We start from the raw sequence: 12491 nt of genomic DNA on the forward strand, positions 1-12491 counted from the left end.
ATATTCATCAACGAGTGCCCACACAGATTGATAGGTTTAAATTGTTAAAGAGCTTCACTTGTTGAGCGTTCCTTTTAAGTAAGGAGCCTCTCGAAGTGGACGGCCATTCTAGCGAATTAACATTCAGTGTCAAACACTTTTTGAAAATTAATTTTTGTCGCTTTCCGTCCGACTGATTCTTGCTAAAGCCTTATGGCGTCTGCCGTCTCAGTGGTGTCGCATTATAGGGAACCCACTCAGCTTAGCAACTACTTTTTCATGAAAAATGAATAAATAGAGGTTAAGTGCCTAATAGTTCACCTAAACGGAAAAAAGAGAGCATTTCTGCTCTCTTTTTACTCTAAATCTAAAAGTATTCTTAGATAAACGCGTAAGCATCTGCGTACATATGGTCACGCTTTGCTTCTTTATTCTGAGTAAACAAGTCTCTTGCAGCACCTGCCATTTCGAAACGACCCGCAATGTAGATATCGAAATCAGCTAATGATTCGAAACTTTGCGTGATTGCTTCAAGTACATTACCCGTTTGACCGTGCCAAACTTCAGGTGCTTCTTCTACTACAGGTACAAAATGTACATTGCTGTGTTTTGCTGCAATGTCGACAAGCTCTTCTTTCGCATATAGCTGGCACTCATCTTTTGCGCCCCAGTATAGATGAATCTCTTTTTTACTATTCTGTGCGATGCAGTGATCGAGAATAGAGCGCACGTAGCTAAAGCCAGTACCACCAGCAATGAGTAATAGAGGACGATCGCTTTCTTCTTTAACCCATGCATCACCGTGCGGAGCATCAATCGCTATGTCGCCATCTTCAGCTTGCGCTTTCTTCATTGCCTCAACAACTTCTGAAGCGTAAGCATTGTGCTCAGCGGCACCAATGTGTAACTCAAGCTCACCTTCATGGCGGCAAGGGCTGCTTGCAATCGAAAATGGACGCTTATCTTTTTCACCCATTTCAACCATCAAGTATTGGCCCGCTTTAAAAGCTACTGGTGTTTCTGGGTGAAGTAGGATTTGGTAAGTATTACAAGCCAATGGCTCGATAGACTTCACTTTACATTTAATAGTCATGTTCTTCCTCTCACTAACCCTTAATCGGCAAAGGTTAGAACTAAATTACTTTCTGCAAATGCTTGGCAAGCAAAAATCCAGCCTTGTTGCTGCTCTTTCTCTGTAAGCATGGGTTCAAGGTGGTAACTCACTTGGCCTTCTAATTTTTTGCACATACACATAGCGCATGCACCAACTTGGCAGCGGTTTGGAAAATTGACATTGCTGTTGAGCGCAGCATCCAAAACCGTTTGCCCTTTTTCTACGGTAAAACTGATATTTTCTGGGTATAAGACTACTTGGAAGCTCATGAAATTCCTAGCAGTTCCCAGATGCTATCAATCTTTTTCACGACATCAGGATCTTTTGTGATTGGTACACCCCACTCACGCAGGCATTCACCTTCCCACTTATTGGTCGCATCGAGGCCCATTTTTGAGTGTCCAGTTTCGTTCTGCAGGAATAACGTATCTCTAGCCGGATCCATTCTGGTCGTTACAGCCCAAATGATGTCATTCCAATCACTCACGTTGACATCACCGTCACACACGATAACAAACTTGTTCTCATCAAATTGAGACCAAACCGCTTCCATGATTTTCTTACCATTACCGGCTGCTTGCTTATCAATAGACACCACAACCATGCTGACATTGTCGTTTTGCAGGTGAATATCAATAATTTCAGGATGAACCTTGGTTAACTCAGCCAAGCTACCCTCTATATGTTCACTATTTACAGGTGCTGATTGTGCATCTGGCGATAACGCTAACTCTGCGTCCCACTTCTTAGTGATATCTAGACCCATCTTAGAACCTAACCCAACCACGGGTGAGGCAAAATCCAATGAATCGATCGGCGTGTTCTCTATCATCAGGCTATCGCGTGACGGATCCATATGTTCGCACATCGCTGCGGTTACTTGAGACCAATCGCGTGCATTCACATCTTCATCACACACCAATACAAATTTGGTGTACATAAATTGGCGTAAGAAAGACCATACACCCATCATTACTCGCTTAGCGTGACCTGGGTATTGCTTCTTCATGGTCACTACTGCCATTCGGTACGAACAACCTTCAGGCGGTAGATAGAAATCTTCAATCTCTGGGAACTGCTTTTGAAGAATAGGCACAAACACTTCATTTAGCGCAACACCCAATACCGCAGGCTCATCAGGTGGACGGCCAGTATAGGTGCTGTGATAGATAGGGTTCTCGCGCATGGTTACATGAGTAATAGTAAACACATGGTGCTTTTCTTTCTCGTTGTAGTAACCAGTATGATCTCCGTAAGGCCCTTCATCCGCGAATTCATTCGGGTCGATGTAACCTTCCATCACGATTTCCGCACTTGCAGGAACTTCTAAGTCGTTGCTGATTGATTTAACGACCTCAGTTTTACTACCACGTAGTAAGCCTGCAAACGCGTACTCCGATAAAGTATCCGGCACAGGCGTAACCGCACCAAGAATAGTGGCAGGGTCAGCACCAAACGCTACCGATACTGGGAATAGTTTCCCTGGGTTGGTTTCCATCCAATCACGCAGATCAAGTGCTCCACCACGGTGGGCTAACCAACGCATGATGATTTTATTCTTACCGATCTTCTGTTGACGATAGATACCTAAGTTTTGGCGTTTCTTGTTTGGACCACGAGTAACCGTTAAGCCCCATGTTAGCAATGGTGCGACATCATCCGCCCAACAGCTCATCACGGGGATTTTATCTAGGTCGACGTCATCACCTTGCCATACCACTTGTTGGCAAGCCGCTTTACGAAGGCGTTTAGCTGGCATGTTTAAGACTTGTTTAAACACAGGTAGTTTATCAAGCGCGTCTTTAAAACCTTTTGGTGGCTCAGGCTCTTTTAGATAAGCAAGCAGCTTACCCACTTCACGTAGCTCTTTTACATCCTGACGCCCCATACCAATGGCAACACGATTAGGTGTACCAAATAGGTTGGTCAAAACAGGCATGTCATAGCCTACTGGGTTTTCAAACAATAGAGCCGGGCCACCAGCACGTAAAGTACGGTCGCTAATCTCGGTCATTTCATAGTCTGGGTCGACTGGGTGAGAGATGCGTTTCAACTGACCAATACTTTCAAGATGGTCGATAAAATCACGTAAATCTTTAAAACTCATAGGACTTCTACATGCTGATTATTCTGCGCTCAGTATATCAAAAAGGGTGACTCTGAGATCCCCCTTTTTAATGTGGTTATTGAGAGCCAAAATCCACTTTATGGTAATGCTTGCTCGATCAAAGAACTCTTCACCTGAGGGTTATCATTCACGAGATCTTGCAACCATCGTGTATGACCTTGTTTTGCTAATTCACGAGCAACCAAAGAGGCTTCATCGGCAATCGCCATTCTAGAGACCAAGAACTGCTTCACCTCTTCCGATAATGGATTCACCTTGGTGAGTAAGGTAATCGCTTCATCTTTCAAACGTGGATTCTTAGTCGCAGCCATAACCTGCTCAAGCGCGAATACTTGCTTGGTTTCAGCAAGACGAACCAATTCAGCTTGACTGTGATAATCAGCCTTCATACGCCATAAGATCTTGTAGACCTCAGGGTCTTCACTAACCTGTGCCAGCCGAACCACCACTTCTGTTGAGGGTAACCAGCTTACAATAGAAGAATTGGTTAGTTGCTTAGTTAGGTAATCAACCGCTTCAGGGGACAAACTGTCTAGCTCTCGGATTAATAGCGCTTCTCGAGTTTGGACTTGGTGTTCAGGGCCAGACAACCATTCTTTCAGGTTGAGCTCTTGTTTCTCCGCATCAAGAACAAATACCAATGTCTTTTGGTCTTGGTGCCACTGCTTAATGAGTCGGTTGGCAATCGAAGGGTAATTAAAAGCAGGCACCGTAAACTCATAGCCGTCACCACGCTCTAATACTTGATAAGTTGGCGTGATAGCAAGTTGCTGCTCAATGAAGATAGACATCTTGGGCGTGAGTACGATTTTTTGCTGTTCGAGCTTCTTCAAGAGTTGGTAACGAGCCACCTCTTGTTGGGGAAATGTCAGACGCTCAAGTGCAAAGCGTAGCGAATTCACTTCGTCACGCACGACAAACTCGAGCAATTCAGCAGTTTTCAGTTTTACTTGATCATTCTCAAGCCAAGACTCTACTGTAGTTGGAGACATCTCGGTGGCATAGCTAATGCCGACCGGTGAAAATAACAGTGAAGTAGACAGGAGTAATGATGACAACAGTCCATGTTGCATTTTAACTTCCTTGTAACACTTTTGGTCATTTTGCAAGCTGTCGCTACAAAATGCAAATAAAAAGCGCCACCCGAAGGCAGCGCTTTTTAATAACTATCAGCTAATCAATATTACTGACGACGCATTGCGTCAAAGAACTCATCGTTCGTTTTCGTCATTGCTAGCTTGTCGATAAGGAATTCCATCGCATCGATTTCGCCCATTGGATGAACAATCTTACGCAGGATCCACATCTTCTGTAGTTCATCGTTCTTCGTAAGAAGCTCTTCACGACGAGTACCTGAGCGGTTGAAATCAATCGCAGGGAATACACGTTTTTCAGCAATCTTACGGTTAAGGTGCAGTTCCATGTTACCTGTACCTTTGAATTCTTCGTAGATAACTTCATCCATCTTAGAACCAGTATCAACCAGTGCTGTAGCGATGATAGTTAAGCTACCGCCTTCTTCTACGTTACGTGCCGCACCGAAGAAACGCTTAGGACGGTGAAGTGCGTTAGCGTCTACACCACCAGTAAGAACTTTACCTGATGAAGGAATCACAGTGTTGTAAGCACGAGCTAGACGAGTAATAGAATCCAGAAGGATAACTACGTCTTTCTTGTGTTCAACAAGGCGTTTCGCTTTCTCGATAACCATTTCTGCAACTTGTACGTGGCGAGATGCTGGCTCATCGAATGTTGAAGCAACTACTTCGCCTTTAACTAGACGCTGCATTTCTGTTACTTCTTCTGGACGCTCATCGATAAGTAGAACCATGAGTTCACACTCTGGATGGTTACGAGCAATGCTTTGAGCAATGTTTTGCAGAAGCATTGTCTTACCCGCTTTAGGCGGAGCAACAATCAGACCACGCTGGCCTTTACCAATTGGAGATGCAAGGTCAAGAATACGAGCTGTAATATCTTCAGTCGCACCATTACCCGCCTCCATCACCATACGTTCGTTGGCATGAAGAGGAGTAAGGTTTTCGAAAAGAATCTTGTTACGAGCGTTGTCTGGCTTGTCGTAGTTAACCGTGTTTACTTTAAGCAGTGCAAAGTAACGCTCACCGTCTTTAGGTGGACGGATTTTACCGCCAATAGAGTCACCTGTACGTAGGTTAAAACGACGAATTTGGCTTGGAGATACGTAGATATCATCTGGGCCAGCCAAATATGAACTGTCGGCGCTACGTAGGAAACCAAAACCGTCTTGAAGAATTTCTAGAACACCATCACCAAAGATGTCTTCACCACTTTTTGCATGTGCTTTAAGGATGGAGAAGATAATGTCTTGTTTTCTTAGGCGAGCTTGATTTTCAAGACCTAAGCTTTCGCTAAGTTTAACAAGCTCAGACACAGGTCTGTTCTTCAGTTCAGTAAGATTCATAGTGGTGGAAGTTTGTTTAGTCAAAATAGGATCTGTTTTCTTAAGTTAAGAAGGAGTTGGTCACAGGATCGACCAAGAAGAGAAATTCGTTCAATTAACGTGCGATAAATTAGCACTAAAACTAATACTAGTCCATAGCTTAGAAAAAACAAAACCGCGCATTTGTTAACTGCGCGGTTTCTTTTCAAATGCTGACCTAATTAAAGGTTAGCGTCTAGGAACTCTTTAAGTTGAGTTTTAGACAATGCACCAACTTTAGTTGCTGCTACGCCGCCATCTTTGAAAAGAAGTAGCGTTGGAATACCACGAATACCAAACTTTGGTGGAGTTCCAGCATTCTGGTCGATATTTAATTTACCGATAGTGAGTTTGCCTTCGTACTCGTCTGCGATTTCATCAAGAATCGGAGCAATCATTTTACATGGACCACACCATTCTGCCCAAAAATCAACAAGAACCGGGCCTGCAGCGTTGATCACATCGTTATCAAAACCGTCATCAGTTAGCTGCAAAATCTTATCACTCATCTTCCACTCCAATGTATTTTTTAGAACTGGTTGGATGATAACCAGTAAATAGATGCCCTATTGGAATGTATTTACTTTCGTATTGCAAGCTTAAGCTGATATTCTATACCAATGAAAAAGACGCATATCACAGAGCAAAAGTTCGCCGACTTGGATTTACTCCCGCAAGTCATTGAAGGATTGGAGAAAAAAGGGTTCGATTACTGTACCCCTATCCAAGCCTTGGCGCTCCCGGTACTGCTCACCGGCCAAGACATCGCAGGCCAGGCCCAAACGGGTACTGGTAAAACGCTAGCGTTTCTTACTGCTACATTCAACCACCTGCTAAAAACACCTGAGCATGAAGGCCGCAAGCCTAATCAGCCACGTGCGATTATTATGGCTCCAACACGTGAACTCGCGATTCAGATCTACAACGATGCTGATTCTCTGGTTGAAAGCACGGGTATAAAAGCAGCATTAGCTTACGGTGGCGAGAGCTACGATAAGCAGCTAGGTAAAATCGAAGAAGGCGCAGATATCTTAATTGGTACTACTGGTCGCATCATCGATTTCTACAAACAAAAGGTATTTAACCTTAATCACATTCAAGCTGTTGTTCTTGACGAAGCTGATCGCATGTTCGACCTTGGTTTCATCAAAGACATCCGCTTCTTGTTCCGTCGTATGCCAGAACCTAAAGATCGCCTGAACATGCTGTTCTCTGCGACGCTGTCTTACCGCGTACAAGAACTTGCATTCGAACATATGCACAACCCAGAGCATGTCGTTGTTGAACCTGAGCGCAAGACCGGTCACCGTATTCAAGAAGAGCTTTTCTACCCTTCTAACGAACACAAAATGGCTCTTCTACAAACGTTAATCGAAGAAGAGTGGCCAGATCGCGCAATCATCTTCGCTAACACTAAGCACAAATGTGAATCAGTTTGGGGCCACTTGGCTGCCGATGGTCACCGTGTTGGTTTGCTAACGGGTGATGTTCCTCAGAAGAAACGTGAAAAGATTCTTGAGCAATTCACTAAAGGTGATGTTGACCTGCTTGTCGCAACGGATGTTGCAGCACGTGGCCTACACATCCCTCAAGTAACACACGTATTCAACTTTGACCTACCTGACGATTGTGAAGATTACGTTCACCGTATCGGCCGTACAGGTCGTGCTGGTGAAAGCGGTCACTCGATCAGCTTTGCTTGTGAAGATTACGCAATCAACTTGCCACCAATCGAAGAATACATTGAGCACGCTATCCCAATGTCTGACTACGATGCTTCTGCACTACTAGAAGATCTGCCAGCACCGATGCGCTTACGTACACGTAACCCGCAACAACGTCGCTCAAACAACAATGGTCCACGCAACGGTAACCGTAAACCAAACCAGAACCGTCGCCCACGCCAACCGCGTCATAACAAGGAAGCTTAGTCGCTTATGAGTCAAACAGTGTCACCCCCGCTTTACGCTGCAATCGACCTCGGGTCGAACAGTTTTCATATGCTCGTTGTGCGTCATATCGATGGCAGCGTTCAAACCATGGCTAAGATTAAGCGCAAAGTGCGTTTAGCTGCAGGCTTAAATGAAAATAATGCGCTTAGTACAGAAGCTATGCAGCGCGGCTGGGACTGTTTGAGTCTCTTTGCAGAGCGACTGCAAGATATTCCAAAAGAAAATATCCGCATTGTCGGTACCGCTACCCTGCGTACAGCGACTAATGTGGATATCTTTCTAGAGAAAGCGAACCAGATACTCGGTTACGACATCAATGTTATCTCTGGTGAAGAAGAAGCTGCGACTATCTATAAAGGCGTTGCACACACTTCTGGTGGCAGCGGCCGCCGACTAGTGGTTGATATTGGTGGTGCAAGTACCGAGATGATCATCGGTGAAGGTTTCTCAGCAAAAGCCTTAACCAGCCTAAAAATGGGTTGTGTTACTTGGCTTGAACGCCACTTTAAAGATCGCCAATTAACCGCTACCAACTTTAACAACGCCATTGAAGCGGCGAAGTCGACGTTGGCTCCTATCCTAGATAGCTACACTGATATCGGATGGGATGTGTGTGTTGGTGCCAGCGGTACCGTTCAGGCACTGCAAGAAATCATGTTAGCGCAAGGCATGGATGAAGTTATTACTCATGCCAAACTTAAACGCCTACAGAAACAAGCGATGATCACTGAGCGCTTGGAAGAGCTAGAAATAGAAGGACTGACCCTTGAACGCGCATTAGTGTTCCCAAGTGGCCTTTCTATTCTTATTGCGATTTTTGAGCTACTTGAAATCGATTCAATGACACTCGCAGGCGGAGCACTCCGCGAAGGCCTGGCCTACGAGATGGTTGATGAGCTACGCCAAGACGATATCCGTGCACGTACCATCAAGAGCGTTCAATCACGCTACCAGATGGACGTAAGTTACGGTGAGCAAGTTGCTGTAGTCGCACAAACGCTGCTAGACCAAGCAGGCGCCGAAGAGTGGGTTTCAGAGCCTCAAGCTGGCGTGCTATTGCAAACCGCAGCTAAGCTTCATGAGATTGGTTTAACCATCGATTTCAAAAAAGGCGGCGAGCACAGCGCTTACCTACTGCAGAACTTAGACCTGCCAGGCTTTACTCGAGCGCAAAAGCACTACTTGGGTGAGTTAACTCGTCGCTACCGTGAACAGTTAACCTCATTGCCAGAGCAACATGCAATCTCAGGCACTAGCAGCAAGCGTATTTTACGAATTCTGCGTTTAGCTATTTTGCTGACCCACCGTCGCAATCCAGCGCTAGAGCCTGATTTTAAGCTTGCAACTGATGGTAACAACCTGACCTTGACGCTTTCTAAGCAATGGCTAGCAGACAATCCGCTGACAGCTGCTGAGCTAGAGATCGAGTCGAATAGACAGACCGATATTGGCTGGCCATTGAATATTGAATGCCTCTGATATTAGTATCTGACGCTAGAAATTAAAAAAGCCCAAGTTAGTAGACTAACTTGGGCTTTTTCTATCGCTGAATTAATGCTTTGTGTTACAAATCTCAAACTTAAGCGTTAACACCTGTCGCTTTAAAATCAGGGTTCACTGCGGTTAACTTCTTAACCACGTAATTAAGAAGCACACCGTACATAGGCACGAACAAACCTAAGCTAATGATGAGTTTGAATCCGTAATCAACCAACGCAATCTCAGTCCAGTGCTCAGCCATGAATGGATCTGGGCTTTGGTAGAAGGCAATCGCAAAGAACGCGATGGTATCAATGGCATTACCAAAAAGTGTCGAACACGTTGGCGCAACCCACCATTGCTTCATTTGGCGTAAGCGGTTGAACACATGCACATCCAAAATCTGACCGAGCAAATAAGCCATGAAGCTTGCCGCTGCGATGCGTGCAACAAACAAGTTGAACTCACCGAGTTGGCTAAAGCCTTGGAATGAACCTTCAAAGAACACCACTGACAAGAAATAAGAAACGGCCAGTGCAGGCAACATCACTAAGAAAATGATTTTACGAGCAAGCTGCGCGCCAAAAATGCGTACGGTCAGATCGGTCGCTAGGAAGATAAACGGGAAAGTGAAAGCACCCCAAGTGGTATGCATACCGAAGACGGTAAAAGGTAGCTGAACCAGATAGTTGCTTGACGCAATAATCACCAAATGGAACAAAACTAATAGTGCTAGGGCTTTGCGCTGTTGCGCAGGGGTAAAGTTACTCATGCTGTACCTTTTTAGTTTGGTTTGGGGGTGAGGGAACCCAAATCGAGTCATTTCTTAGAATAATCCAAGAAAGCTCTTACCAATAATGTGAATTAAAAAATGTATCTAAAAATTGCTCTGCTGAGCGGCGGGCGATTATACATTAATCAATATTGGCTGCAACGGTGAGAACAAACGCAAACGTTTATTCTCACTTTTATTGGTGAATAGCGCTAGAAGCTAGTTTTTAGAAGCAATGCCAAAAGTTAGAAACCACGTTTGAAAAGCGTCGCGAGATAATCAAACTCTTCTCGGCTTTCTTCAGCGTTTAACGACTCGAACCAAATTGATTCACTGTAATGCTCTGACTTTAAGAACATTCGACAATCTTCAAAATCAATCAACCAAGAATGCATATCGGCGTCCCATTGCTTTTCAACAACTGACGCTGGCAGCAATGCCACCAGCTTTTCACCTAAAACTTCGTAAGAATCAAAATCAAAACTCGGAGACGTAATCAATAAACGCCCTTCCTCAGCCAGATACTCTCTTAAGCCAAATTCTGTTTGTGTTGTCATGTCCCTATTAACCTTATTCTTTTTCTATTAGTTAGACGTTTCTTGCAAACTAGCCGTGTGTGGTGATGTGTTCTTGAATCAAATCTAAGAATGGATCAGCGTACTTATCGAGTTTGCGTTGACCAACACCGTTGACTGCCAGCATCTCACCGTATGAGGTAGGCAGTATTTCAGCCATATCAATCAAGGTCGCGTCACTGAATACCACATAAGGTGGCAAGCCATCTTCATCTGCAATCGACTTACGCAGCTTACGCAGCTTCGCAAACAGCTTCTTATCGTAGTTCTTACTGCTCAGTTTATCTGACTTAGCATTACGCACCGCTGTATCTAAACGAGGAACAGCCAGCTCCAAAGACATCTCACCGCGCAGTAGCGGGCGAGCTTCTTCTGTTAGCTGTAATGTCGAGTTACGAGTGATGTTCTGGAACAACAACCCTTTATGAATCAGCTGACGGAAGATACTGATCCAGTAATCGTGGCTATGGTCACGACCAATACCGTAGGTAGATAGCTTATCGTGACCATTATCGCGGACACGGATATTCTGCATACCGCGCATCACTTCAACCACGTAGCCCATACCAAACGACTGATTCACACGGTACACACAAGACAACGCCTTTTGCGCTTCTTGGGTCGCATCAAAGTGTTTTGGTGGATCGAGGCAGATATCGCAGTTGCCACATTGCTTCTCACGATACTCACCAAAGTAGTTAAGCAAAACCTGACGACGACACGTTTGCGCTTCAGCAAAGGCACTCATCGCATTCAGCTTGTGCATCTCAACTTGTTTCTGTGGGCCTTCTTCTTTCTCATCCAGCATACGACGCAGCCAACCCATATCAGCTGGGTCAAACAACATCATCGCTTCAGCAGGCAAACCATCACGACCTGCACGGCCAGTCTCTTGATAGTAAGACTCGATATTGCGTGGGATATCAAAGTGCACCACAAAACGTACGTTGGGTTTGTTAATGCCCATACCGAAAGCCACAGTCGCGACTACGATCTGAATATCATCGCGTTGAAAGGCTTCTTGAACGTAAGCACGCTCATCGGTGTCCATACCAGCGTGATAACCCGCGGCGCGAATACCGTTATTGCACAGCTTCTCGGTCACCATCTCCACTTTCTTACGGCTACCACAGTAGATGATGCCGCAATTACCCTTTTGTGTTTCTAGGTAGCGAACCACCTGTGACACGGGTTTGTGCTTCTCAACCAAGTTGTAGCGAATATTAGGGCGATCGAAGCTGCCTAAGTAAGTATGCGGATCTAGGAGTTGCAAGCGCGAGATAATATCTTTGCGCGTCGCATCATCTGCGGTTGCTGTGAGCGCCATGTAAGGCACATGTGGAAAATACTGTTTAAGCTGACCTAATGATGCGTATTCAGGGCGGAAGTCGTGACCCCATTGAGAGATACAGTGCGCTTCATCGACTGCAATCATGGAAAGCGGTAAACCTTGAAGACGCTCGATAAAGTCACGCATCAACACACGCTCTGGTGACACATACACCATTTTCAGCTGACCTGAGTTCATGCGATTGAACACATTCAGCAATTGGTCACGTGGCATTGAAGAGTTAATACACTCAGCGGCAACGCCATTGGCCTTCAATTGGTCGACTTGGTCTTTCATCAACGAGATCAGCGGCGAGATAACCAGAGTCAGCCCTTCACGAACCAAAGCCGGTATTTGGTAACACAGAGATTTACCACCACCCGTTGGCATAATCACCAAGCTGTCTTTGCCTTCAACGGCCAAATCAATGACCTCTTGCTGACCATCGCGAAAGCTTTGATAGCCAAACACATCTTGTAAGATGGTTTGCGCATCATTCGCGGGAGTTGGTATTTGCTCAGCAATCAGAGTGGCGGTCATTGTGGTTCCTAATCGAGGTATGAAATCAGCAAGCATCTTCGGCAAGCAAGTCGCACATTGTAGAGGGGAACGCTGGCGAATTAAACCGCAAATTGTTAGGTGAAAAGGGTTATCGCTCCTATACTGACCAACTCTCTTATAAATCTTATTAATAAGCACTC

The 12491-nt window shown here is 45.1% G+C and carries 11 protein-coding genes; 2 read left to right on the plus strand and 9 right to left on the minus strand.

The features are described from left to right. Window positions 1-358 precede the first annotated feature (358 nt). The 6 genes from fre to trxA all read right to left on the minus strand — a co-directional run bounded on the left by fre (window position 359) and on the right by trxA (window position 6191). Window positions 359-1072, minus strand: coding sequence for an NAD(P)H-flavin reductase (gene fre, locus OQJ75_RS20970; RefSeq protein WP_009848201.1), 714 nt, complete (start codon window positions 1070-1072; stop codon window positions 359-361). Window positions 1073-1092: 20 nt separating this feature from the next. Continuing rightward, the gene (locus OQJ75_RS20975) at window positions 1093-1362 is read right to left on the minus strand and encodes a 2Fe-2S iron-sulfur cluster-binding protein (protein ID WP_265974768.1); all 270 of its coding nucleotides are present in this window, start codon (window positions 1360-1362) and stop codon (window positions 1093-1095) included. Then, window positions 1359-3200, minus strand: a complete 1842-nt coding sequence (gene ubiD / locus OQJ75_RS20980; RefSeq protein ID WP_265974767.1) for a 4-hydroxy-3-polyprenylbenzoate decarboxylase — start codon at window positions 3198-3200, stop codon at window positions 1359-1361. Before ubiD ends, OQJ75_RS20975 begins: the two co-directional genes overlap by 4 nt. Window positions 3201-3298: 98 nt before the next feature. Continuing rightward, complete coding sequence (locus OQJ75_RS20985; RefSeq protein WP_265974766.1) at window positions 3299-4294, minus strand: hypothetical protein; 996 nt, start codon at window positions 4292-4294, stop codon at window positions 3299-3301. Between the two features lie 110 nt (window positions 4295-4404). Next, entirely contained in the window at window positions 4405-5664 is a 1260-nt protein-coding gene (rho, locus tag OQJ75_RS20990) for a transcription termination factor Rho (protein WP_017062978.1), read from the minus strand. A 200-nt stretch (window positions 5665-5864) separates the two neighbouring features. Beyond that, window positions 5865-6191, minus strand: a complete 327-nt coding sequence (gene trxA / locus OQJ75_RS20995) for a thioredoxin TrxA (protein WP_010440700.1) — start codon at window positions 6189-6191, stop codon at window positions 5865-5867. 111 nt (window positions 6192-6302) lie between these two features. On the opposite strand from trxA, the gene rhlB reads away from it, so the two are divergent. Next, complete coding sequence (gene rhlB, locus OQJ75_RS21000) at window positions 6303-7613, plus strand: ATP-dependent RNA helicase RhlB (RefSeq protein ID WP_004736636.1); 1311 nt, start codon at window positions 6303-6305, stop codon at window positions 7611-7613. Between the two features lie 6 nt (window positions 7614-7619). Beyond that, a complete protein-coding gene (gene gppA / locus OQJ75_RS21005; protein WP_265974761.1) occupies window positions 7620-9113 on the plus strand; it encodes a guanosine-5'-triphosphate,3'-diphosphate diphosphatase in 1494 nt (497 codons plus the stop codon). Window positions 9114-9213: 100 nt separating this feature from the next. Here gppA and OQJ75_RS21010 read toward each other — a convergent pair whose 3' ends face one another. From OQJ75_RS21010 to recQ, 3 genes are all read right to left on the minus strand, one after another. Next, a complete protein-coding gene (locus tag OQJ75_RS21010; RefSeq protein ID WP_059022276.1) occupies window positions 9214-9885 on the minus strand; it encodes a 7-cyano-7-deazaguanine/7-aminomethyl-7-deazaguanine transporter in 672 nt (223 codons plus the stop codon). 245 nt (window positions 9886-10130) lie between these two features. Next, complete coding sequence (locus tag OQJ75_RS21015) at window positions 10131-10442, minus strand: DUF3630 family protein (protein ID WP_265974760.1); 312 nt, start codon at window positions 10440-10442, stop codon at window positions 10131-10133. A gap of 49 nt (window positions 10443-10491) precedes the next feature. Beyond that, a complete protein-coding gene (gene recQ / locus OQJ75_RS21020) occupies window positions 10492-12330 on the minus strand; it encodes an ATP-dependent DNA helicase RecQ (protein ID WP_017065746.1) in 1839 nt (612 codons plus the stop codon). Window positions 12331-12491 lie beyond the last annotated feature (161 nt).

Origin of the sequence: Vibrio sp. 14G-20 (assembly GCF_026241515.1) — a bacterium.
Classification (GTDB): domain Bacteria; phylum Pseudomonadota; class Gammaproteobacteria; order Enterobacterales; family Vibrionaceae; genus Vibrio.